Genomic DNA, 25,092 nt, shown 5'->3' with positions numbered 1-25,092 from the left:
CCTAAAAGTAAAAAGGCCGATGGTTGAACATCGGCCTCTACTTTTATTTACTCAAATACATTGATTTATCTTTGTAAAGCTTGCGGAAATAAGGGTCTTCCAAATCTTTAATGAAACGGATGGCCTCACCTGTAGATTTCATTTCGGGCCCCAATTCTTTCGCAACTTCAGGGAATTTCTCATAAGAGAAAACTGGTTCTTTAATTGCAAAGCCTTTTAATTTACGCTCGATGGTGAAATCTTTTAATTTCGCTACGCCAAGCATAATTTTAGCCGCGATGTTAATGTATGGAACATCATAAGCTTTTGCAATGAAAGGAACTGTACGAGAAGCTCTTGGGTTTGCTTCGATTACATAAACCTTTTCATCCTTAATGGCGAATTGAATGTTTAATAATCCAATTACATTTAAAGCCTTTGCTATTTTAATCGAATATTCTTCCATTGATTTCGTTACCGACTCTGGCAAGCTAAACGTTGGCAATACTGCAAATGAATCTCCGGAGTGAATTCCCGCAGGCTCGATGTGTTCCATCATACCGATAATGTGAACATCATCGCCGTCAGAAATTGAATCAGACTCCGCTTCTTCCGCACGATCTAAAAAGTGATCGATTAATACACGGTTACCCGGCAAATCGCCTAACAATTTAACAACGGCTTTCTCAAGGTCTTCATCATTAATTACAATGCTCATCCCTTGTCCACCCAATACATAACTCGGACGAACCAATACTGGATAACCAACTTCATTGGCTACAATAATGGCTTCTTCTGCATTCTCGGCAACACCATATTTAGGATAAGGAATATCTAATTCTTTCAATAAATCAGAGAAACGCCCACGATCTTCGGCAATGTCCATGTTCTCGAAAGAAGTTCCGATAATTTTGATTCCATTTTGGCTAAGTTTCTCGGCCATTTTCAATGCTGTTTGCCCACCCAACTGAACGATTACGCCCATCGGTTTTTCAAGCTCGATGATCTCGCGAACATGTTCCCAGAAAACTGGCTCAAAATATAACTTATCAGCCATGTTGAAATCGGTAGAAACCGTTTCAGGGTTACAGTTAATCATAATGGCTTCGATTCCAGATTCTTTCGCTGCAAGTAAACCATGTACACAAGAGTAATCAAATTCAATTCCCTGTCCGATACGGTTTGGGCCAGAACCTAAAACAATTACTTTTTTCTTGTCTGATGGAACCGATTCATTTTCTTCATCAAAAGAGGAGTAATAATATGGTGTTTTGGCTGGGAATTCCGCAGCGCAAGTATCCACCATTTTATACACTCTGTTTATACCCAGTGCTTTGCGGCGATCGTAAACTTCATCTTCCGTAACGTTTCCAAGCAACCAGGCAATCTGAATATCAGAGAAGCCTTTTTGCTTAAGCGTCATAAAGAAATCTTGAGGGATATTATTTAAAGAATATCTTTTCAGTTCTGTTTCTAAAAGAACAAGATCTTGGATTTGATTTAAGAACCATTTATCGATTTTGGTAACCTTACGGATCGATTCCAAGGGCACACCCATCGTCATGGCATCTTTTATTAAGAATAAACGGTTCCAGGAGGCGTGCTCCAAACCATCCATAATTTCTTCGATATTGCGTACTTGGCGTCCATCTGCGCCAAGGCCTGCACGGTTGATTTCTAAACTCTGACAAGCTTTCTGCAAGGCTTCAATGAAAGTACGACCAATAGCCATCACTTCACCAACGGATTTCATTTGTAATCCGAGTTCTTTATTGGCACCTTTAAATTTATCAAAGTTCCAACGCGGAATTTTTACGATTACATAATCCAAGGTAGGCTCGAAATAAGCTGAAGTTGTTTTTGTAATTTGATTTTCGATTTCATCTAAGTTATAACCAATGGCCAGTTTTGCAGCAATTTTTGCGATTGGATAACCTGTTGCTTTACTTGCGAGCGCCGACGAGCGAGAAACACGAGGATTTATTTCGATGGCGATAATTTCATCATCTGCTGGATTTACCGAAAATTGAACGTTACATCCACCTGCAAAATTACCAATTGCGCGCATCATTTTTATGGCTTGGTTACGCATGTCTTGATAACAACGATCAGACAAGGTCATAGCTGGTGCAACTGTAATTGAATCTCCAGTATGGATTCCCATTGGGTCGAAGTTTTCAATCGAACAGATAATGATTACGTTATCATTACTATCTCTTAATAACTCCAATTCATATTCTTTCCATCCTAGAACCGCTTTTTCAACCAAAACTTCATGTGTTGGTGAGGCTTCTAAACCGCGTTTTAATGCTGCATCAAATTCTTCTTTTTTGTGCACAAAACCACCACCAGAACCTCCTAAAGTATATGATGGGCGAATTACCAACGGATAACCGATTTCTTGTGCCGCTTCTTTGCCTTCTAAAAAAGAGTTGGCAATTTTTGATTCGGCAACGCCTACACCAATATCAACCATCAACTGACGGAAAGCCTCGCGATTTTCAGTTTTCTCAATTGCAGCAACATCTACCCCAACTACTTTTACACCGTATTTTTCCCAAACGCCACGTTCTTCGGCTTCTTTACAAAGATTTAATGCAGTTTGACCACCCATAGTAGGTAAAACGGCATCTATTCTCGGCAAATCAGGAGAATCGATGTGCTGTTGTAAAATAACCTCTATTGAATCAACAGATAACGGACGGAGATAAACGTGATCGCCAATAACCTTATCCGTCATAATCGTAGCCGGATTGGAGTTGATAATGGATACGGTTATTCCTTCTTCTTTTAAGGATAACGCAGCTTGTGAACCCGAATAATCAAATTCGCAGGCTTGGCCAATAATAATAGGGCCTGATCCGATAATTAATACTGATTGGATGGAAGTGTCTTTAGGCATGATAGCTTAATACAAAAATTAAATTTCTAAAGTGTCAGTTCTTGTTAGAACCATGAAGCAAGGAGGTTTTTTGCTTTTATAAGAAGAAAATCCCAACTGTTCTGTCGGGATGCAAAGATACACCTTTAGAAGTATTTTAAGCCGTTTTTTTTAAAATAAAAAAGAGGGTTAAATGCACCCTCATTTTAGATTTATCTTCTGTAAATTTTGTTATTGCAGCAATTTAATTTCGCCTAAATCAGTAGTAGCACTATCTTTTACTGCAACATTTTCAATCATGGTATCTTTGTATGGCGCATTGCCTTTAATCCAGATTGTATAAACGCCTTGTTTTAAGTTGGTAAAGCCAAACACACCTTGATTGATTTGAGCTTTTAGGGTATCTGTACCTGATACGATAGAAACCGAGGAAGCTGCATCAAGCGGCGCAATTTTCCCCATAATCCCGCCCAATCTGATGTTTTTCATTGCAATTAATCCTATGGATAGAATAACAATAAGGGATAAAAAAATACTTAACTTTTTCATTTGGTATGATTTTGCTAAAATTTATAAATTTTCCTAATGTCCGAAATAAATAACACTCCTGGCTACAATTAGTTTTAAAAATGAACAGCTATACAACAAACGTACTGTAATTTAGACAAGGCTGTGTGTACTAAATCCTTTTAATTGTACGGAATGTTAATTCTTGTTAAAAAAAAATTCAAAACCTATGCAGGAGGTCAGTTTTAAGTCACGAAGTTGTGATGATTCAATAATTGGCAATAATGTTGTAATAAGCTCAACGTATTTGCGTTTTGTAAATACTTTAGAGTAAGATCTAAAGCTTCCTCCGCGGAGTAGTTAACCGCAAAGAGGATTTCTTCATAAATAGTTTGTTTGGTTTATTATCCGGTTTGAGGAGCCCTCCTCGACCGGATTTTTTGTTTAATACGTTTCTTCTATTACATTTGATTTCTCATTAATGTTTAACAAACTCTTTTAGCAACGTGACAAAACCGATCAAAAAAATAGCGATTGTAGGCCCAGAAAGCACGGGAAAATCTACCATGTCTCAATTTTTAGCCAAACACTATAAGGTTGCCTGGGTGCCAGAATATGCTCGTTATTATTGTGAGGGATTAGTTGGTCCGTACACCTTGCAGGATGAGGTGAACATGTTTTATGGTCAGGTTGCTTTGGAAGATGCAATTCTCGCTACAACGGAAAATGAGTTTATCATTTGCGATACCACTTTTGTTACCGTTAAAATTTGGAGTGACGAGATGTTAGGCGAAACGCCAAAAATTGTGTTGGATGCACTGCCCGAAAGACCCTACGATTTTTATGTTTTGTTGGACATTGATTTGCCTTGGCAGGATGATCCACTTCGAGATTTTCCAAACCAGCGAGCATATTTTATGGAGGTTTGGCACAAAGAGCTAAAGGCCTTAAACGCCAATTACAAATTAATTAGTGGTCAAGGCGAAGCGCGATACCAAAATGCAGTTGCTGCAATTGATGAATTTTTGGGTGGATAATTTATTGCTTTTGCAATGAATTGATATAATTACATAGAGAGGGGAACAAAATTTTACAAATTCTTATTCTTTATCCTGCGCAAAAACAATGTATTAAAGTTTTACACCAGAATCTTAAAATAATTTCTACATTTGCCTCATCATTAGGGGTGCCTTGTTTGTTATAAACACAAAAACGGGCTGAGATCATACCCATTTTATGGTTAAAGGTAAAAGGAGTTAGTAAGGGGAAGCATTTTTGCGCACCCTAAAGCCAAATCTTCACAAACCTAAACCTTAAATGCACCTGATCCGGGTAATGCCGGCGTAGGGATTGGAGTTATGGAAGTTTAACTGAAATCGGGAGTACCCCTATTTCCGATGGGTTTAACTAAAAACAAAAACATTGAAAAAACTACTTTTTGCAGCTATCGTTGCAACGCTGCCATTTTTAACTATGGCACAAATTTCTGTTACGGGTACAGTAACAGACAACAATCAAAAATCCCTTCCTGGCGCAACCATTAAGCTTAAAAGCCAAAAAACGGCTGTGGTTAGCGATGCTAATGGGAACTACACCTTAAGTAACTTAAGCGCAGGCAAATACGTGTTTAGCGTAAGCTACGTGGGCTACCAAACTGCAGAAAAAGCCATTAACCTCACAGAAAGCACCACCTTAAATTTTAGCTTGAACAGCCAGAGTTTTATTGCCGATGAGGTTGTGGTTAGTGCTACTCGAGCTTCAAAAAACTCTGCAACTACATTCAAAAACTTAAACAAAGATGATTTAGCTAAAAACAATTTAGGGCAGGATTTGCCCTACCTGTTAAATCAAACACCATCGGTAGTGGTGAGTTCTGATGCCGGTGCTGGAATTGGATATACGGGTATTCGAATTCGTGGGAGCGATGCCACTCGAATTAACGTAACCATAAATGGTATTCCACTTAACGATGCCGAAAGTCAAGGCAGTTATTTCATCAACTTACCAGATTTGGCTTCATCTGTTGACAACATACAAATTCAGCGCGGTGTTGGTACTTCTACAAATGGCGCTGGTGCATTCGGTGCGAGTTTAAACATTCAAACCACAACCCGCAGAGACTCTGCTTATGCCGAACTGAACAACACTTATGGGTCTTACAATACCTGGAAAAATTCCATTAACGTAGGTACTGGTTTAATAAACAATAAATTCAGCTTTGATGGTCGCCTTTCCAGAATTAAATCAGATGGTTATGTAGATCGTGCCTCCTCCAATTTAAAATCGTTTTTTGTTTCTGGTGCATATTATGGCAAAAAAGATTTATTACGGGTGAACGTATTCAGTGGTACAGAAAAAACCTATCAGGCTTGGAATGGGGTAGATGCAGAAACCCTTAAAACCGATAGAAGACACAACGATTTCACTTATGATAATCAAACCGATAACTATCAACAAGATCATTATCAATTATTTTACACCAGAACATTATCAGATAAACTTGTCGCTAATGCAGCTTTGCATTATACCTATGGTAGAGGCTATTATGAAGAATTTAAAGACGGCGAAACGCTGGCAGATTATGGCATTGCACCCCTTGTTATTGGTGGCGTAACACAAACTGAATCTGATTTGGTGAGAAGGCTATGGCTCGATAACGATTTTTATGGCGCAACGTACTCCTTAAATTACACTCCAAAAAGTAATTTGAATTTTACTTTGGGTGGTGCCTACAACGAATATAAAGGAAAGCATTTTGATGAGGTAATTTGGGCACAGTTTGCCAATTACGAGGGAAGTAATTCCATTCGCTATAGATACAATGATAATGACGCCTTCAAAACGGATTTCAACACATTTCTGAGAGCCAATTATCAAATCGATAAATTGAGTCTTTTTGGAGATTTTCAATACAGACACGTTTATTACTCCTATTTCGGGATTGATCCAAGCGGCAAACCAGGACAGCAAAATGCAACCTTGGATTTCTTTAACCCAAAAGCTGGCTTAACCTATAGCTTTAACGAAAAAAGCAACGTGTATGCCTCTATTGCCATTGGTAACAAAGAACCAAATAGAAGAGACTTTACCGATTCCAACATAAACAGCAGACCAAAACCAGAACGTTTAACAGATTTTGAAGCGGGCTATCGTACACAGTTTTCCAATTTATCTTTTGGGCTGAACGGTTTTGCGATGATTTATAAAGATCAGCTTATTAATACCGGAAAGCTAAATGACGTTGGTGGACAAACCCGCCAAAACGTTGCAGATAGCTACCGTGCTGGGGTAGAATTTGATGGTCGTTGGCAAATTTCTAAAAACCTGTATTGGGCCGCAACCGCAACCTTCAGTCGAAATAAGATTAAGAATTTTGAAGAGTATTTATACGATGAGGTAGATGGTTCGCTTTTGGTCAATAATTACAGCAATACAGATATTTCATTCTCTCCATCAATAATTGCCTCTAGTGAAATCAATTATACCCTTCTGAAAAATGCCGACATTGCCTTTTTGAGTAAGTACGTTGGTCGCCAATATTTAACCAACACTTCGGCGAAAAGCGAATCTTTATCTAGTTTCTTCGTTAACGATATCCGCTTAAGGTACAATACCTCTTTTGCCCATGTAAAAAATATTGGCGTTAGCTTGCTCATCAACAACGTGTTTAGTACACTTTACGAAAACAATGGGGCAAGCTATCCTTCTCTTTACGGAGGCGAATTAACCCGATACAATTATTATTACCCACAAGCTACTCGCAACTTTTTATTAAGTTTAAGCCTTAAGTTTTAATACATTCGTCATGGCTTCTTTTCGGGGGCCATGACGAATTATACTTTAGCATCCTCGCATGAAATACATTGAAAAACTGCAATACATTACGCATGATATTCCAAATTTCGGCCATTTAGAACAAGCACAACTAGCATGTGCAGCGGGTGCAAAATGGATTCAATACCGGTGTTTAAGCAAAGCGGACGATGCACTATTAGCTGACATACAGGCTATTGCAGAAGTTTGCGATGATTGGGGCACCACGCTCGTGGTAACCAATCACATCCATTTAAATGGCAAAGCAGATATTCAAGGTTTCCATATTGAAGATATGGATGCTGATTTCAGTCTCCTCAGAAAACAAGTTGGCGATGATATTACCTTAGGTGGCTCGGCAAATGATATCGAAAATGTAATCCGTTTGGCAAGCGAGGGCGCTGATTATATTGGCTACGGACCATTCGCTACAACATCAACCAAACCTAATAACTATCCAATTTTAGGTTTAGAAGGTTATAAAAATGCTACAAAGCAACTGAAAGCGCTAAACGTGTACATACCGATTTTAGCCGTGGGTGGCATAAAAATTTACGATGTTGAAGCGCTAATGCAAACCGGAATTTATGGTATAGCGATATCTGGCGCAATAAATTTAGCAGATGATTTTAACGAAGCATATAGCGATTTTTACAACGCTATTAAAGCATAAAATTCTTTGAACGGCAATATGGCTCTGTTAAGGAAATTGCTATTTTTTTTGTTGCAATGACCTATCGTTCCGCTGTGCTCCATTCGAGGTGACTTGTAGCTCGCATTTCCCAGAACAATAAATAAATGCATACCTTTAAGATTCGTGGGTAACAAATTTTTTCACCTAAGCTTTTCAAAAAAATCTGTCGTGCAGCTTGATTTTAAACTTAAAAATTCTGATTATTACGAGATCACCAACAGAATATATATCTGGTTTGTCTTTACTAAATGATGGAGAGCCGGATTTAAAATAAACCCAATGGAATACTTAAGCGCAACACCGGTTGCATCAATCATTTTTATCTTTACCGTAATTACTAGCCTGTATGCCTTTTACGATCATGGCATTTACGGAAAGTTTATGTTGCATCCTTACAGTGTTTCTAAAGGAAAGCACATCTACACTGTAATTACAAGTGGTTTAATTCATGCAGATTGGATGCATTTGTTTTTTAACATGTTCACTTTTGTGGCTTTCGCTTTTACGCTTGAGCAGATGATGGGCAGTTGGAAATTTGGTTTATTATATTTTTTTGGCTTGGTTTTAAGCGATATCACTACCATTTTTAAAAATAAAGATAACTACCATTACCATAGCCTAGGCGCTTCTGGAGCGATAAGTGCGGTACTTTTTAGTTATATTCTGTTCAATCCATGGTCGGGTATTAGGATTCTTTTTATTCCTTTTGATATTCCTGCCTTTGTTTTTGGGGGCTTGTACTTGGTTTATTGCATGTATGCATCTAAAAACTCTAGAGATAACATTAACCACGATGCTCACTTTTTTGGTGCGCTAACAGGCTTAATATTTACGGTTATCTTTATGCAAGGCATAGTGCCACACTTTATTACAGCCTTAGCCAACGGAAAGTAAATAATAATATTACGCTAGCCTGCTGTTGGCAAATGTGGGTTTTCGAAGAAGCTCATGGGCTGTTCGGGATCTTTTATAATTTCGAATAACACATAACCCCAAGGTTTCCAAAAATTCTCTAATACTTGTCCGTAGGTCTTGGTTTGCCAAACATCAAATAATGGCTTGCTCATATTGCCACGCAAAGGCATCGCTTCAATATATATTGTACCCTCTACTGGCATAAAAGTATATTCTGGCAAACGATTAAAAAGATAGGCTGAATAATAGAAACGAGCACTTAATTCTTCAAACTGCTCTGCGGTTAAGGCCTTATTTTTGATTTCATTAATGATGTCTTGATGATAGCGTTTATTTGTTCCATTGTCTTGCAAACATGCAATTATGCCGAAATCCTTCAACTTTAGCGAAAAAGTAAGTGTGTTAATCTCATCGCGGAAACTGAAAGGCGTTTCTTCGTTCTCTAATTTCACTACTGTAATTGACCATGGACTAAAATCTTCAAATACTAAATTGGTGTATAGATTTTGCATCATGAAATTGAGGTTAGCAAATTTCATCATTAAAGATTGCGACATGTTTAGGCCATCTGCGGTCATTTCCTTCCGCAAGGCAGAATGCATTTCCTGATACACAAAGCCATATAGAAACTTACCAATCCAATTGAATAAATCGAGTTCTGGCAAAGCCGAAACAGCAGGGTAACCTTGCAAAAAAGCTGCCTCAATTTTCTCTTCTAAAGGATTCAAAAACAATTCATTCACCTCGCTATTTACCGGAATAACCAAAGTATTGTATGATCGAATACTTTCATCCAAGAACTGAATTTGTTCTTCGCCAGTTAAACTCGCTTGCGCTAAAAGCCATTTCGGAATAAGTGGAACCTGCAAAACAGGCGAGTTAAAGGTTTTGCCACTTAAAAAGCAAACTTTATATAAAAAATCGAAGTTTTGGAAAGGATTGTATAAGCCATTATTCATCGCTACAATATTAGCCATTATATTTTAGTGCTTCATAATGATGGCTTTTTTTAACGTTTGTATTACAAGTAGTTCTCCTTTACCAGCCATCACGAATTTTCTAATAATTATTATAAAAAACACTAATATCGTTAACGAGCTGATTGTAAATAGGTTTGGTAAACTCTAAGAACAAAGCAGTAGGCGGTGGAGGTATCGATTCTCTTTTGCGTGTCATGGCAAATTCCTGTTTGCTCAGTGCCCGGTCATCCCCTTTGTAACTTGCCCAGCTATCTCTCCAAATATAAGTTCCAGGAATTTTTTGCTGCCTGATGATTTTTTGATCTCTCCAATCGGTGATGGTCATATCCAATAATCCTGAAGATGAAATGTTTTTATCGAAGATACTCAGGGTGGCTCTAACGGTGCCATATATTGGTTTTTTATCTCTAGTTTCTCCAATCACCACACTATCGCGCTTAATTTTTTCTACCCGTTCTTTAAGGTAGGTTTGGCCAACAACAAAATCGTCGAAGTTTAAGCTCAATATCTGATCTGGAATAATTTTTTGCTTAGTTGCTTGTTCTTCAGAATAAAAAATTACAAACTTGTTTCTGGAGTAGTTGGTTATGAACTGATTGATTTGTTGTTGAAAGTAATCGCCACTAAGTTTGTACAAATTGCTGTTAATCAGAATTGGCTGTACTACAACTCGAACTACAGCAGCCCAGTAAGCAGCATCCATTTTAGCCTTAACGTCTCTAAAATTAGGCTGCAAATTTTGAACTTTTTCAAACTCGTAATACGCTTTCTTTGCACTTATTCTGTTGTTATCTTTTAAATACTCCAAACCGGAATTATACCTAGCTACCGCTGCATTGTATCTGCTATCGTTTAGTTCTTTAATGTATTTAACGGGCGTTGGCACCAATGGCAAGCAGGCGGGGCAACTGTTAATGTCATCTGCTAATTGGTTAATCTTTTGGTATTCGTACATAATGGCTTCCCATCTAAATAAATCGTTTGAAGCCTTTGCCTCTTCAATATTTCTTAAATGATTTTGCAAAGCAAGGTTATAAGCCGTGGGCAGAACATTCATTGCCTCACTATTTTTTGGCGAATTTTGCAAACGACTAACAGCTTTTGCAACGGAAGCATCATAATCGCCTTTTTGTAAAGCTTTCTTTCCTGTGGTACATCCTCCAATAATTATGAAGGATAAATAAATAAAATACCGTAATCTTGAAAAGTTATTCATGGCATTGAGCATTAATAGTTAACAATTGAATATAGCTAAAAAAAGTTTTATTCCCATTAACTAGATTTGTAAGGCAATATTACCCTATTTAGAAGACGATTGATAATGAAAATGAGTTGCAAGCAATTTGAATTGGAATTAAAACACCCTTTTTCCATTTCAAAATTTACCAGAACAAGTACGCCCTTAATGCTTTTAAAAATTCAGCACGATGATGTTGTAGGCTATGGGGAAGCATCGATGGTGCCTTACATGGGCGAAAGTTACGAAAGTGCAAACGCATTTTTGAATCTTGTAGATTGGGATAGAATTCAATACCCATTTGATTTTAAAGAGATTATAGCGTATTTGGATGGCTTAGCGCCTGGACAACCAGCCATAAAAGCCGCGATTGACATTGCGCTGAATGACATCAATGGAAAAATCTTAAACAAACCTTGCTACGAAATTTACGATGCCCAGCCATCACAAATGCCGGTAACCTCATACACCATTGGCATTGATACGCCAGCCGTCATTCGCGAGAAATTGAAAGATGCCGAAGCCTTTAAAGTGATTAAAGTTAAGTTGGGTAGAGATAACGACAGAGAAATTATTGAAACCATTAGGAGCCTTACCAATGCACCACTTTATGTTGATGCAAACCAAGGCTGGAGTGATAAAATTGAGGCTATTGATTTAATTTATTGGCTCCACGCACAGGGTGTGGTATTAATTGAGCAACCTATGGATAAGGTAAATCTGGATGGAAATGCTTGGCTTACCGAGCGTAGCCCAATACCTTTGCTGGCAGATGAAGCGGTACAGCGCTTAGCTGATATGGATCAGCTAAAAGGTGCGTACCATGGCATTAACGTTAAGTTGATGAAAAGTTGTGGAATGTATGAAGGGCATCAAATGATTTTAAAAGCCCGTTCTTTTGGCATGAAGGTTTTAATCGGTTGCATGAGTGAAACCAGTTGTGCAACTTTGGCCGCTGCCGCCTTAGCGCCATTGTGCAATTGGGCAGATTTGGATGGACCATGGCTTACCACCAATAATCCTTTTGCAAATCCAGGATTCGAAAACGGGAAGTATGTTTTGAAAAACCTACCTGGCTTAGGCCTGGAAGGGATTAATCCTGCCCTTTTTCTTTAAAGGTTTTTCTGATTTCCTTCATCAATTGAATTTTGAAATATAATAGGGCACAGCCAGTACCTACTAAAAATGCAGCAGGAAGATACTTTCCATTTTGGTAACACCAAATGATACCAAATAGAGATAAGATGATGCCTAAATTATAAAAAATGTTTAGTAAGAATTTTTTGCCCACGATTGATGAATTGAGGAGAGTAAACGTATTTTGAATGGGTTAATGGAATTAACCATTGGTCAATTCATCTTTCCCATTCAAAATTCGGTAGATTTAATAAACCGGCATACTTGGATCAAAGGCTTCTTGCCAAGCCAAAATACCACCTTTTAAATTATATAAATTATCAAATCCGTATTGTTGTTCTAATTGCATTACCGCTGCTGCACTTCTTTTACCACTACGGCATTGTACAATAACAGGCTTATCTTTAGCAACTTTATCTGCTTCAATCAAAATTCCACCTAATGGTATGTTTTCGCCATTTAGGTTAGAAACCTCATATTCAAATGTTTCGCGAACATCAATTAATTGAAAATCTTCATTATTGTCGATTTTCTCTTTTAGTTCTTGTACTGATATTTCTTTCATGTAAAATATATTTATACAAACTTATATAAAACTGAGGAGCAATCCTTAAAACCACAAAAAAAATTAATTTCATTAAAGCTAACTGACAGTTGGCAAACAATTTATCAGCTTTAGGATAGGCGCATAAGGAAATACAAAAAATGCTCACTCATCATTACCTAAGCAAATCGCTTGGATATTTTGGTTTTCGATCCCTGCCATACTTTAATATGTTGATAAGCTATGAAAAGACCTATTAATTGTGCCTTAACACCAAATCGGATGTAAAGGTTTGAAGGTCTTAAATGGGGTACTTAATCTTTATACATCAACCAAGCAAAACTTATTTTTTTGCAAAAAAGCTGTAACATATAACAAGCTGAGGCGTTTAATTATAAATAATTAAAATGGACAAATTGAACCGCTTTTTTTGGTTTTGTTCTGGTGCCCACATCCCTACACTAGAAAAGTATCCTTCAGAGCAAAACAAGTATACCGGCATTGGTGCGACAATCTTTTTTACCGGATTATTTGCCGCATTATCTGGTGGTTATGCCATGTATTTCGTCTTCAGCGGAAATGATTTTGCAGTACTATTTGCAATTGTTTTCGGCTTCCTCTGGGGTGCTGCCATCTTTAATATGGATCGTTATATCGTATCCAGCATTAATAAAAGCGCCAGTACAAATAAGCAAATATTACAGGCTACACCCCGGATTTTATTGGCCATTATGATTGGGATTGTGATTTCCAGACCCATTGAGCTGAAAATATTCGACAAAGAAATTAAGCAACGACTGAGGGTAAGTTATCTCAACGGTCAACGTTCCAAAATAGACACGCTAAACAAGGCCTTCGAAAAAAAATACCAAGTAGAATTTGGGCGGCTAAATCAACAAAAAGCGACTCGAGATTCTTTGGAAAATGGAATCAAGGCAGATCGAAAAAAATTAAATTTTGAGATTTTTGGAAATAAAACTACAGAAACTTCGGGCGTTATGGGTTATGGCCCTTACGCAAAGCGTAAAGAGGCTGAGATTAAGCAACGCACTACCGAACTGGATAGCCTAAAAGCAACAATCAATAAATCCGAATCGTTTATCGATAAGCGTAAGGAGTTCGATGGGATGTTTACAGAAAAATTGTACACCTCAAAACAGTTGGATAGCTTGGCAAATTTGGCTGGCTTTGCTGATCGAAATTGGGCCTTGGGGCAACTCAAGTTTAATGCCGATGGCACGAATGATAACAATACTGCCATGGCCGTAACTTTTATTGGTTTGCTCTTTATTTTCTTTGAGTGCTTACCCGTTTTTGTGAAATTGATGAGTGCACGGGGACCTTATGATTTTGCAACAGCAGATGGTGATGAAGTAGCCATTTATCAATCCAAAAAAGATAAGGATTTTCATATGGAAGTTGCCGATAATATCCACGACACACGAGTAGATTCAGAATCATCAAAAAGAAAAGAAATTTTAAAAGGTAAAGCCTATCGCGATTTGGAAAAATACGATTGGGATCAAGAATAATTGGGCGAAAGGTAAGTAATCAAGCAAGAAATATATTATCTGCGTGGCATTTAGGCTTATAACTACCAAATCGACAAAAATCTTATTCCATTTTAGTAATTTAAGCCCATCAAACCTAACTTTTATGAAGAAAATTCTTGGCACCGCAGTGCTCAGTATGTTGTCCTTAGGTGCCTTTGCACAAAATGAAGTCAGTTATTCAGTTTCCTTTCCCAATGCCATCCATCACGAAGCGCAAATTACCATGCAAATTCCGAATGTTCCATCGGGCCCATTAACGGTAAGAATGAGCCGATCGTCACCCGGTAGGTATGCAACCCATGAGTTTGGAAAAAACGTTTATAATCTTAAAGCTTTTGATGCATCAGGCAAAGAACTTGCATTGAAACAGCCAGCAGGCGATGTGTATGAAATTCCTTTTCACGGTAACAACGTTAAAATTAGCTATACTTTATTCGGAAACTGGATTGATGGAACTTATGCCGGTTTTGATGAAAGCCATGGGCACATAAACATTCCGGCAACTTTTGCTTTTCCAGTTGGAATGGATAAACGCGCTCGATTAGTGAAATTTAATTATGATGAGAAGCAAGGTTGGAAAGTGGCAACACAACTTAAACCAATGGGTAACGACACTTATTTTGCGCCTAACCTGCAATATTTTATGGACAGCCCAACAGAGCTTGCCGATTATAAAACAGCCAGTTGGAAGGTAAGCAATCGGGATGGAAAAACGCAAACCATCCACCTCATTTCTCATTCAAACGATACGCAAAAAACCATTGATAATTATGCCAATATGCTCAAGAAAATGGTTGATGAGCATGTAGCCGTTTGGGGCGAATTTCCAACTTACGATTATGGCAATTATTATTTCTTGGAGGATGTTTATCCAGAAAATGCCGGCGATGGAATGGAGCATCGAAACTCAACTTCGATTGTACAGCGCACCCCAAAAATAGAAGGTTACGAATCGCAGTTGTTGGGTACATTTTCTCACGAATACTTTCACAGTTGGAATGTAGAAAGATTAAGGCCGAAAACATTAGAGCCATTTAATTTTGAACATGCTAATTTAAGCGATGAGCTATGGCTGGCAGAAGGTTTTACTCAATATTATGGTTCATTACTGTTAACTCGGGCAGGTTTAAAAACGGCAGATAATGCCACCCAGGCCTTTAATGGTTTAATTAATACAGTGCTAAATACTCCAGGGGCAAAAAACTTCTCGCCTATACAAGCCAGCAGATATGCCGTTTTTGCTGATGCAGGCGTTGCCATAGATCAAACCAACAAAGGAAATATTTTCACCTCCTACTACACTTACGGTGCAGCAACAGCCTTGGCATTAGATTTAAAATTGAGAGTAGATTTTAATCTCAGCCTTGATGATTACATGCGGGCACTGTGGAGAGCCTATGGAAAGCCAGAAATTGCCTACACCGTTCCAGATTTGGAAAAAACATTAGGCGTTTTAACCAAAAATACTGCTTTCGCTAAAGATTTCTTTAAACGTTACATTTACGGAACAGAAAAAAACGATTATGCAAAATTGCTAATCAACGCTGGGTTTATCCTTCGCAAGGCAAGTCCCAACCAAGCTTACGCAGGTTTAACCAGGGTAAATTTTGATGAAGGCAAAGCCGTATTATCACAAACCGTACAAGGTACGCCAGCTTATGATGCAGGCTTAGATGTAGATGATGTAATTGTAACTTTTGATCATTTAGAGGTTAAAGATCAGGCCAGTTTAAATAAAATTATTGAATCGCATAAGCCTGGAGATGTAGTATTAGTGAGTTACTTACATAGAGGTGAACCAAAATCTACCAATTTAACGTTTACTGAAAATCCACTATTGGAAATTGTGCCGATAGAGAAAACTGGTGCTGCCTTAACAAAACAAATGCAGGCTTTTAGGATCCAATGGTTAGGCTCGCAGGTAAAAAATAAAATCTAATTCAATCGCATATAATTACCAAATAACATGAAAAAAATTTTTCTTTTAAGCCTTGTCGGTTTGGCAAGTTTCCAACTTCGGGCACAAAATATCGACAAAATCATTACCCGTGAATACGCAGATCATCTGATTAAAACCCTGAGCAGCGATGATATGCAAGGCCGTGCCACTTTTACACCGGGCATAGATAAAGCCGCAACATTTATAGCATCCGAATTTAAGAAAATAGGACTCCAGCCCTTAACAGGTGAAAAAACATTTCGTCAAAGTTTTACAAAAACAAAGATGACACCCGGCGCATCAGTGGTTATAATTGATGGCGTAACCATTGCTCAAGAAAATATTTTATGTACAGGTTTATCGCCACAAGTTAGCTTTGACCAAAGCAATGGCGATGGTTGGATAAAACTCGATCCTGAAAAAACCTTCTTAGCACAGTATAGAGTTTTAAGTCGCTCAGGCAAAAAACAAATTGTATTGGTTGATGAAAAGTTTGCCGCAGATTTTAAGCGCATAAAGGATTATACCACTAAAGGATCTATCCTACCCAACGTTGCCACTGCGCCAGTTAAAGAGGATGCAGTTGTTTTTGTATTGGGCACGCCAGAAATTAAAAAGGATTTTAGCGTAACGGTTAAGAATAATATAGAAACACTGCCATTGTTTAATGTTGTAGGAATGATCCCCGGAAAATCTAAGGCTAAAGAATTGGTGGTATTTTCAGGTCATTACGATCATTTAGGCATCACTAAAACTGTTAATGGAGATAGCATTGCAAATGGGGCAGATGATGATGCATCGGGTACTACCGCAATGATTGCCTTGGCGAAGTATTACAAGAGCTTAAAAAATAACGAGCGCACTTTAATTTTTGTTGCTTTTACTGCTGAAGAAATTGGTGGTTTTGGAGCAAAATATTTTTCAGAGAAATTAAATCCTGACGAAGTGGTGGCCATGTTTAACATCGAAATGATTGGTAAGGATTCTAAATTTGGGAAAAACACCGCATTTATTACGGGATATGAGAAGTCAGATTTTGGGAAAATTTTACAGAAAAACTTAGCTGGAACCGAATTTACATTTCACCCAGATCCTTATCCAGCTCAAAATTTATTTTACCGTAGCGATAATGCAACACTAGCAGCACTTGGTGTGCCTGCGCATACCATAAGTACGGATAAAATTGATGTAGATGAATTTTACCACACCGTAAAAGACGAGTATGGAACGCTGGATGTAGAAAATATTTTATCAACTATTAAAGCCATTGCAAAAAGTGCAATTACCATTGTAAACGGAACGGATACCCCAAGCCGCATTCCAAAGCTGAAAAATTAAATCGGTTTTTAAATTGATTCTTGCGAAAGGAGAAATCTTTGGAATAAATTTGTTTAGTTTCATGGATTTCTCCACTTCGATTCGGTAGTCAGTTGAATGATTTTCTAAGGATAGATTTAGGAAATTTTGTATTCCATAATGTAATCATCCATAAAATAGCCTTTACCGATATCTATTTTAACAGATTCTTTAACGGCAAAACCAGCCTTTAAATAGAATTCTTTAGCCCTATTGTTTTTATTAACATTGAGTTGCAAGGCAGATCCGCCTGCATCTTTGATTTGATTGAAAACCTCGTTGATTAGGATTTTACCTACGCCCTTACCATGTGCAGAGGGCAAAACATACAGCTTGTGGAGTTTATATATACGCGCTTCATGATCGGAAATGGAATAGCCCGCAAAGCCATATTGATTTCCACCTTCTTCGGCAATTAAAAAAGTATGGCCTTCCATAAACTGTTTTAAAAGCTCGCCTTTGTTGTACATCTTATCGAGCATATAATCAATCTGTTGTTGACCAATAATTTCGAGATAGGTTGATGGCCAGGTTTCATTGGCGATGGATCTGATGGTTTCTACATCATCTTCTTTGGCTTTTCTAAGGGTAATCATATCGGCTCACTTATAAAAATTGGTTGTCCGGAAAAGGTAAATTCTACAAAACCATCTTTAACCACCTCAAAAATTTCGTTTTCATTTTGCATTAAATTGGTTACTTCTAGATACGAATTTCCGAGAATATTAAACTCACTCCCAGCTGGTTTCCAAACTGAAAAACCCGATCTGATTGCATAAAACTTGGCTTTTGCCGTAAACACCACCAAATTAATTTTATCGCTAAAACCCGCAAACCTTTCTAAATCAAATTTATTGGTGATTACATTAACCGCAGGATACCCCTCTTCATACAGGTAGTTTATGGCCACCATCAAAGCATCAACAGGGCCTTGAATAACTTTCGTATTTTCTTGAGTGTCGTTACTACTGCCATTAACCAATACATCAACCTTTAAACCAAGCGAGCGCATTTTATCGTAATTATCGGCATTTACCAATAATGTTGGGCTCCATTCCAATAACTGGCCCAAGAGTTCTTCGTTGAAATTACCGAGCTCATCAATATAAAGTGCTGGCTCTTGTTTTTCTTTTACAATGTGATGTGATGACATGCTACGAAGATAAAAAAATCCGATTAAGTAGTGCGTTTATGAAAATACATCGCTAAAAACTATAGGTGATAAAATTTCTCCATTAGGGCTTTGATAACGGATTAGCAAATGGAGCGCAGGGAAAAATTTTTGTTTATAGCGTTTACCCTGTTTCATTATAGAAAGCAGCTATTTATCTTCCAAATAGATATTTTATCCCCACAGAAAAAACAAAAAATTGATCGGCTTTATTATTTTTGAATCTCCCTTCGGGATCGTTGTAGCCATCCAGTCCTTCTCCAAAAGTATAATTAAGTTGTGCATTAGCATTGAAGGCAAACTTATAAAGGCCGGAAACATCACTAATAAAAAAGTTAAAACCCAGATTGGCAGGTACAACAATATTGATGCTTTTATCCTGACCTGGAAACAAATAGCCCAGCGGAGGGTATTTAACTTCCGTATCGGGCTTATAACGCACAACTTGGGTGATTTTATTTTGAATTAGCCCCACTCCTGCACCAAAGTAAAGCCCTCTTACAAAATCCGAATCAAAAACCTCATCCAATATGATTTTTCCATTGGCCGTGTAAGAAAGATATTGATTGGAAAACTGCCTGTTATGGGGATCACTATTAATATCGCCGCCCTTTACCAATCCATATTGACCTTCTAAGCCAAAACTTATAAAAGGCAATAGTTTCGCATCGATGGCGGCAGTAGTGGTGTAACCAATTTTACCTTTATTTACGTCTGTGTAAGACATATTACACCCAGCCCCAAAACCGAAAGACAATTTGGAGTATTTAGATTGAGCAAATGTGTGTAAAACCGTGAGCGAGAACATAACAATTAGGGATGTAATTTTCAAACGAACAATTATCATCGGTTTCTACAATTTCTCTATTGGCATGCAACATCCGCTACATTGGGGTTGAATATGAGCATTATAATTCGATTCGGGAAATTTTTATAGGAAAGACGTGATTGAGAGTACTAAAACCTTACTCGTAGTAATTCTATCTTACTGTGGTTTAAAAACCACAACAATGACAAATATCAAACCACATCCATCATCGAAGTTCTTGGACGCTAATTTACAAGAAGTTGAAATCCCCTTATATGCTATTGTACATTTAATTTCACACCGCCCAAAAACCTCGCTATTGGGTATCTATTGTGCGTTTGCTCATAATAATCAGAATTTTTATAAACGAAATCGAGCTGTGCAGCGCCATTTTTGGCAAAATCTGGGTCAGTAGCTTTCTTTTCTTCAAGCTTAATTTTTAATGATGGGTTGCGCTTCAATAATTCTGTTGCAGTGTCTTCAAAAACATAAGCCGAAAAATGTTCTTTCATATCTAAAATGGAATCGAAAAAATTCCAGTTGAAGAAAGAATCCGTTGCTTGCGGTTCTAAAGTTTCTATAATGTAGCGATTGGCAGGCTGATTAGCATAAACTACATAATCACCAGCATAATATTGCAAATTTTGCTCAACCGCTTTAAGCTTAACTGCCGAATGCAGATAGTGCCCCTCGTAAGGTCGAGTTCCGGTTTTAAAATCACTGATGTAGTAACTCTCTACCTTAATTTTTCCATCCGTTTTTAATTGTTTAAGCGCTACACCGTTGAGTTTTAATAAAGCAATTACCCGATCCCAAGCTTTTGGAATGATGTAGGCTACCGGCTTCTGCACAGAGATAGAGACGTCAAATTTGTTCCAAGCTTTTATACTCCTCGTGTAAGGTTTATTTCTATCATAAAACAAACGATTTTGCCCGCTTACCTTGCTCGGCTTTTCTCCGGCTTCAAAACCTTTAAAAGTTAGGCTATCTACCTCGCTTCGATTTAGTTTCCATTCTAAACCAAATTCCTTTTGGTTGGCAACAAATTCATCTGCCTTATGCCTATTGTCCCCAATAATTTTAGCGTCACGCTGTACCAAATCGATGTAAGTTTGGAGGAGTTTATAAGTTGCATCAACACGTAAATCGTAAGCCTTTAACATATGCGTTTCTGGCATAAAGCCTATAGAATTGTGCAAGGTAGTGTAACCTGTTGAGTACCTTGGCAAATCGATGAAGCCTGTAATGCCCGCATCGGGAGTTTCCTCAATTGAGTTTACGTAAGGAATCATCGGGTAACCTTTTTCCGCCATTCCTTTGTACAAATCGGGCACCAGGGTTTGGGTTAAATAACCCGATAGGATGGGATTTAGCTTATCCTTCTGGGTTGGAATTAGCGTCATCACATATTGATAATCAGCACCATTGCTGGTATGTGTATCTACAAAGATCTCGGGTTGCCAAGTATTAAAAATCAATTGGAAAGCGGCCGAATTTTTAGAATCAGTTTTAATGAAATCGCGGTTAAGATCCAAATTTTTACTGTTGCCCCTAAAACCATAGGCCAGCGGGCCGTTTTGATTTGCTCTAGATGTACTGCTGCGATTAAAACTTCCATCGATGTTATAAATCGGGATGATGCAAATCACCACATCCTTAGGTAGTTGGTTTGCACTGAGCAAGTCCCTGGCCAGCATCATCGAGGCATCAATTCCCTCTGGTTCTCCTGGATGGATCCCATTGTTAATTAATAGCACCCTTTTATTGCTCTTTTTAATGGCAATTGGGTCGAAAACTTTGTCGCTTGATAGCACAAGTACATGCAAAGGTTTGCCAAAATCGGTGGTGCCATAAGTTAGGAGCTTGGCTTGCGGGTGATTCTTAGCCAACTTTTCGTAGTACGAAATGGCTTCATCGTAAGTGGTTGTTTCTTTTTTACCACTAAGCTCGTACGGAGTTTTTTGCGCCATAGATTGGAGTGTTATTGAAAGGAACCAAAACACTAAAAATTTTTTCATGAAGATTTATAAGAAATATGAACGTAATGTTATAACGTTTTACGGTAAGATTTAATGTTTCCGAAGAAATATTTAAAGCCAATCGAATACACATTGTATTGATCAGGTTGGTAATTTTTAAACTTGGTATCTGGATCGTTGTAACCATCAAGCCCTTCGCCAAATGTATAATTTGCTTGGGCATTGAAATTAATTACATATCTAACGTAACCGTAACCATCATAAATATAATAATTATAGCCCACGCTTATTGGCACCACAATATTCATGCTTTTATCTTCTCCTGCAAACTTATACCCTAAAGGCGGATAACCAGCCTCGGTATTGGGTTTATAGCGAACAATATAGCTCATTTTGTTATTGATGATACCCACACCCAAACCGGCATACAAGCCCCTTATGCTGTACAAAAATTCGCTTCTATCATAATTGATAATCTCACCCAACATTAATTTACCATTTACGGTTACTGAAGTATATTTATTCGCAAACTGTCGGTTATGCGGGTCGGTATTGATATTTCCACCTTGGATTTTTCCATATTGTCCTTCCAAACCGACTGTTGCAAATGGCGAAACATGAAAATCGAAAACCCCATAGGCAGTATAACCAATGGTACCCTTATAAACATCAGTATATGAACGGTTAGGCCCAACTCCAAAACCGTAAGACAGTTTAAAGTAATTAGATTGTGCCGTTACGATTTGCGCCGTAAACAACAGTATTGCAAGTAGGGATGTACTTCTCAAGAAATTAGGAATGGTTTATTTTACAAAAATAATATGTTTATTGAATAAACATAAATTTACCTTTGAATATGAGCAATTACATCAACATAAACAAATCTTTGGAGCATAGATTTATTAAATATGCTAAAATAGATACCCAATCCGATCCCGAATCGTCAACATGTCCATCAACTTTAAAACAAAAAGACTTAGGCAATGTCTTAGTTCAGGAGCTTTTGGAAATGGGTATTAACGATGCGCACATGGACGAAAACGGCTACGTTTACGCTACAATTGCTTCTACCACAGATAAGAATGTTCCCGTAATTTGCTTCTGTTCGCACATGGATACCTCTCCCGATTGTAGCGGAGAACATGTAAAACCAATTATCCACAGCAATTACCAAGGCGAAGATATAATTCTCCCAGACGATCATTCCATCGTTTTAAAAATGGATGAGCATAAAGATTTAAAGCACCAAATCGGTAACGACATCATCACCGCAAGTGGAACAACTTTGCTAGGGGCCGATAATAAAGCCGGTGTTGCCGAAATTATGGAGGCTGCAAATTTCCTAATCCGCAATCCGGATGTAAAGCACGGCACCATCAAAATTTTGTTTACTCCTGATGAGGAGATTGGTAGAGGTGTAGATAAGGCCGATTTAAAAAAACTTGCCGCAGATTTCGGCTATACCATAGATGGGGAAACTTTAGGATCGATAGAAGATGAAACCTTTTCTGCCGATGGCGCAAAATTGACCATTAAGGGTGTAAGCAGCCACCCAGGTTTTGCCAAAGGAAAAATGGAGAGCGCCATCAAAATCTTAGCAGAAATTTTAGATACCCTACCAAAAGATCATTTAACTCCAGAAACTACCCATCAAAAAGAAGGGTTCATTCATCCTGTTAGCATAAAAGGACAGGTGGAAGAGGCCGAAGCTCAATTTATCATTCGAGATTTTACAGACGAAAAGCTAGAAGAGCATGGCCAAATTTTAGATGCCGTAGTGAAAAAAGTGATGGAAAAATACTCAAAATCAACTTACGAGCTTAACATTAAAGCGCAGTATAGAAATATGAAAAAAGTATTGGACCAGTACCCTCAAATTGTAAAATATGGCATAGAAGCAATTGAAAGAGCTGGCGTGGTTGCCAAACAACAAAGTATCCGTGGCGGTACAGATGGGTCCAGGTTATCCTATTTGGGGCTACCTTGTCCAAATATTTTTGCTGGTGAGCATGCCTTTCACAGTAAGCAGGAGTGGGTTAGCGTTCAAGATATGGAAAAAGCTGTGCAAACCATCATCAATATTGCTTATATTTGGGAAGAGAATAGCTAAGGAAAATGGAGTTTGTGGTTTTTAAATTAAGCTGCAAACGCAACTTAATCTGCCTCTTGGCCAATCTCTAATCTATTAATCTTCCCTTCTTTATTAAACTGAAATTTAAAGTACGCTTTAAAAGTGCCCCATTGATCTGAATGGAAATTTCCATAAACAGTTAGGCCATTATTTTGTACCTGATCGATGCTTAAAAAACGTTCGTGACCTAAAGCCTTTTTGAAGAAATTGTTAAAGTGTCTTTGGTTGCCATCATCTAACAAGGTGGTATCAGGCGCAAATAAAGCGAACCAAGCCTTTTCATCGCCCTTTTGTAGCGCTGAAATTGCGGCTTTAACTTTCGAGTTTGATAATTTACTTAAATCCATCGCCATAGTTTTGAAGGTTAATTTTTTAAGCTAAAGCGATTGCCATATTTTAAACTGATGTATAGGGGGATTGAATTCCTCAAATTTAATAAAAAAGATGTTTTGTAAGCACATCTAATTACCTACTTTTAAATGCAAATGATAACACTCGAAAACGAATATATAAAAGCAAGCCTTTCGGCAAAAGGTGCTGAATTGCAGAGCTTGTTTAGCAAAGAAACTAATATTGAATACCTATGGGATGCCGACTCCAAGTATTGGGCAAAGCACAGTCCAGTTTTATTTCCGATAGTTGGTGCTTTAAAAGGCGATAGTTTTACTTACAAACAAAAATCGTACGCACTGCCCCGACATGGTTTTGCCCGAGATCATGTTTTCAATTTTGAAAAACAGAGCGAAACAGAAATCATTTTCACCTTAACACAAACTCAAGATACTTTAGAAATTTATCCTTTCTTCTTCGAACTGAGACTTAAATATCAACTGATAGATCGAAAACTCAACCTTACTTACGAAGTAATTAACACTGGAACCGAAGAGTTGTTGTTTTCATTAGGGGCGCATCCTGCATTTGCTGTTCCGAATACACCAAACACCGTTTATGAGGACTATTATTTGGCCTTTAACGCCGATGAGAAATTAACTTATTGGAAATTGGATAATGGCTTGGTTGCTAATGAAACGGAAAGCATAGAATTGGGCGGGCACAAGCTCAACCTAAAACATGATTTATTTTACAATGATGCCCTTGTTTTTAAAAGCTTACAGAGCAACTGCATCAGTTTATTAAATACCAAAAATGATTTTGGCTTACATTTCCACTTCGAAGATTTTCCTTTCTTTGGCATTTGGGCTGCGCCTGATGCCCCATTCATTTGTTTAGAACCTTGGTGTGGAGTTGCAGATGGGATAAACCACGATCAGAATTTAGAACATAAAGAAGGCATTATTAAACTCCAGGCTGGCCAAAACTGGGAACGGTTTTGGGAAGTAGAATGTTTTTAAAATCTGCTAACGCTTTATATAAATGAAAAACCAGCTTGGTCTTGTCTCTAGCTAAGATCATTAGAAGGTTATGTAATTTGATTTATAGTTCAATTTGGTCTGTTTCGCTTTTAGGT

Annotated in this window: 22 protein-coding genes; 10 read left to right on the top strand and 12 right to left on the bottom strand. The window is 37.8% G+C overall.

Translation table 11 applies throughout. The features are described from left to right. Positions 1-43: 43 nt before the first annotated feature. Both carB and DHW03_RS10725 read right to left on the bottom strand, forming a co-directional pair. The gene (gene carB / locus DHW03_RS10730) at positions 44-2,881 is read right to left on the bottom strand and encodes a carbamoyl-phosphate synthase large subunit (RefSeq protein WP_109925786.1); all 2,838 of its coding nucleotides are present in this window, start codon (positions 2,879-2,881) and stop codon (positions 44-46) included. Between the two features lie 210 nt (positions 2,882-3,091). Beyond that, positions 3,092-3,409: a carboxypeptidase regulatory-like domain-containing protein gene (locus tag DHW03_RS10725; protein ID WP_109925785.1), complete on the bottom strand. Its 318-nt coding sequence runs from the start codon at positions 3,407-3,409 to the stop codon at positions 3,092-3,094. Between the two features lie 464 nt (positions 3,410-3,873). Between DHW03_RS10725 and DHW03_RS10720 the strand changes: the two genes are divergently transcribed. The 4 genes from DHW03_RS10720 (at position 3,874) to DHW03_RS10705 (ending at position 8,768) form a co-directional block, all read left to right on the top strand. After that, positions 3,874-4,404: an AAA family ATPase gene (locus tag DHW03_RS10720; RefSeq protein WP_109925784.1), complete on the top strand. Its 531-nt coding sequence runs from the start codon at positions 3,874-3,876 to the stop codon at positions 4,402-4,404. 385 nt (positions 4,405-4,789) lie between these two features. Then, positions 4,790-7,162, top strand: a complete 2,373-nt coding sequence (locus tag DHW03_RS10715) for a TonB-dependent receptor (protein ID WP_109925783.1) — start codon at positions 4,790-4,792, stop codon at positions 7,160-7,162. Between the two features lie 58 nt (positions 7,163-7,220). Next, positions 7,221-7,853: a thiamine phosphate synthase gene (locus DHW03_RS10710; protein ID WP_109925782.1), complete on the top strand. Its 633-nt coding sequence runs from the start codon at positions 7,221-7,223 to the stop codon at positions 7,851-7,853. A gap of 300 nt (positions 7,854-8,153) precedes the next feature. Next, on the top strand, positions 8,154-8,768 hold the full coding sequence (locus DHW03_RS10705; protein ID WP_109925781.1) for a rhomboid family intramembrane serine protease: 615 nt from the start codon (positions 8,154-8,156) through the stop codon (positions 8,766-8,768). A gap of 14 nt (positions 8,769-8,782) precedes the next feature. Here the strand turns inward: DHW03_RS10705 and DHW03_RS10700 are convergent, their stop codons facing one another. Continuing rightward, positions 8,783-9,766, bottom strand: a complete 984-nt coding sequence (locus DHW03_RS10700) for a hypothetical protein (RefSeq protein ID WP_109925780.1) — start codon at positions 9,764-9,766, stop codon at positions 8,783-8,785. A gap of 82 nt (positions 9,767-9,848) precedes the next feature. Continuing rightward, on the bottom strand, positions 9,849-10,985 hold the full coding sequence (locus tag DHW03_RS10695) for a hypothetical protein (protein ID WP_109926028.1): 1,137 nt from the start codon (positions 10,983-10,985) through the stop codon (positions 9,849-9,851). Between the two features lie 105 nt (positions 10,986-11,090). Between DHW03_RS10695 and DHW03_RS10690 the strand changes: the two genes are divergently transcribed. Further along, complete coding sequence (locus tag DHW03_RS10690; RefSeq protein ID WP_109925779.1) at positions 11,091-12,122, top strand: dipeptide epimerase; 1,032 nt, start codon at positions 11,091-11,093, stop codon at positions 12,120-12,122. Here DHW03_RS10690 and DHW03_RS10685 read toward each other — a convergent pair. Together DHW03_RS10685 and DHW03_RS10680 are read right to left on the bottom strand one after the other, a co-directional pair. After that, on the bottom strand, positions 12,100-12,297 hold the full coding sequence (locus tag DHW03_RS10685) for a DUF6358 family protein (RefSeq protein WP_109925778.1): 198 nt from the start codon (positions 12,295-12,297) through the stop codon (positions 12,100-12,102). The two genes, DHW03_RS10690 and DHW03_RS10685, sit on opposite strands and share 23 nt — an antisense overlap. A 93-nt stretch (positions 12,298-12,390) precedes the next feature. Then, a complete protein-coding gene (locus DHW03_RS10680; RefSeq protein ID WP_109925777.1) occupies positions 12,391-12,708 on the bottom strand; it encodes a rhodanese-like domain-containing protein in 318 nt (105 codons plus the stop codon). Between the two features lie 386 nt (positions 12,709-13,094). Between DHW03_RS10680 and DHW03_RS10675 the strand changes: the two genes are divergently transcribed. The 3 genes from DHW03_RS10675 (at position 13,095) to DHW03_RS10665 (ending at position 17,517) form a co-directional block, all read left to right on the top strand. Further along, complete coding sequence (locus DHW03_RS10675; RefSeq protein WP_109925776.1) at positions 13,095-14,219, top strand: DUF4407 domain-containing protein; 1,125 nt, start codon at positions 13,095-13,097, stop codon at positions 14,217-14,219. Between the two features lie 124 nt (positions 14,220-14,343). Further along, entirely contained in the window at positions 14,344-16,179 is a 1,836-nt protein-coding gene (locus tag DHW03_RS10670; protein WP_109925775.1) for a M61 family metallopeptidase, read from the top strand. A 27-nt stretch (positions 16,180-16,206) separates the two neighbouring features. Then, positions 16,207-17,517: a M20/M25/M40 family metallo-hydrolase gene (locus DHW03_RS10665; RefSeq protein ID WP_109925774.1), complete on the top strand. Its 1,311-nt coding sequence runs from the start codon at positions 16,207-16,209 to the stop codon at positions 17,515-17,517. Positions 17,518-17,633: 116 nt separating this feature from the next. Here the strand turns inward: DHW03_RS10665 and DHW03_RS10660 are convergent, their stop codons facing one another. The 5 genes from DHW03_RS10660 to DHW03_RS10640 all read right to left on the bottom strand — a co-directional run bounded on the left by DHW03_RS10660 (position 17,634) and on the right by DHW03_RS10640 (position 22,281). After that, complete coding sequence (locus tag DHW03_RS10660; RefSeq protein WP_109925773.1) at positions 17,634-18,131, bottom strand: GNAT family N-acetyltransferase; 498 nt, start codon at positions 18,129-18,131, stop codon at positions 17,634-17,636. Continuing rightward, complete coding sequence (locus DHW03_RS10655; protein ID WP_109925772.1) at positions 18,128-18,688, bottom strand: thiamine pyrophosphokinase; 561 nt, start codon at positions 18,686-18,688, stop codon at positions 18,128-18,130. Before DHW03_RS10655 ends, DHW03_RS10660 begins: the two co-directional genes overlap by 4 nt. A gap of 172 nt (positions 18,689-18,860) precedes the next feature. After that, positions 18,861-19,433, bottom strand: a complete 573-nt coding sequence (locus tag DHW03_RS10650) for a hypothetical protein (protein WP_109925771.1) — start codon at positions 19,431-19,433, stop codon at positions 18,861-18,863. A gap of 359 nt (positions 19,434-19,792) precedes the next feature. After that, positions 19,793-21,532, bottom strand: a complete 1,740-nt coding sequence (locus tag DHW03_RS10645) for a M14 family metallopeptidase (RefSeq protein WP_240618513.1) — start codon at positions 21,530-21,532, stop codon at positions 19,793-19,795. Positions 21,533-21,561: 29 nt separating this feature from the next. After that, positions 21,562-22,281, bottom strand: a complete 720-nt coding sequence (locus DHW03_RS10640) for a hypothetical protein (protein WP_109925769.1) — start codon at positions 22,279-22,281, stop codon at positions 21,562-21,564. A 68-nt stretch (positions 22,282-22,349) separates the two neighbouring features. Between DHW03_RS10640 and pepT the strand changes: the two genes are divergently transcribed. Then, positions 22,350-23,603 carry a peptidase T gene (gene pepT / locus DHW03_RS10635; RefSeq protein ID WP_109925768.1) on the top strand — a complete coding sequence of 418 codons (1,254 nt, stop codon included), beginning with the start codon at positions 22,350-22,352 and terminating at the stop codon, positions 23,601-23,603. Between the two features lie 44 nt (positions 23,604-23,647). Here pepT and DHW03_RS10630 read toward each other — a convergent pair whose 3' ends face one another. Beyond that, complete coding sequence (locus tag DHW03_RS10630; RefSeq protein ID WP_240618512.1) at positions 23,648-23,971, bottom strand: hypothetical protein; 324 nt, start codon at positions 23,969-23,971, stop codon at positions 23,648-23,650. Between the two features lie 138 nt (positions 23,972-24,109). On the opposite strand from DHW03_RS10630, the gene DHW03_RS10625 reads away from it, so the two are divergent. Then, a complete protein-coding gene (locus DHW03_RS10625; RefSeq protein WP_109926027.1) occupies positions 24,110-24,976 on the top strand; it encodes an aldose 1-epimerase family protein in 867 nt (288 codons plus the stop codon). Positions 24,977-25,092 lie beyond the last annotated feature (116 nt).

It is taken from the genome of Pedobacter yonginensis (assembly GCF_003173595.1).
GTDB lineage: Bacteria > Bacteroidota > Bacteroidia > Sphingobacteriales > Sphingobacteriaceae > Pedobacter > Pedobacter yonginense.
This window is presented reverse-complemented; position numbering and strand designations above follow the sequence as displayed.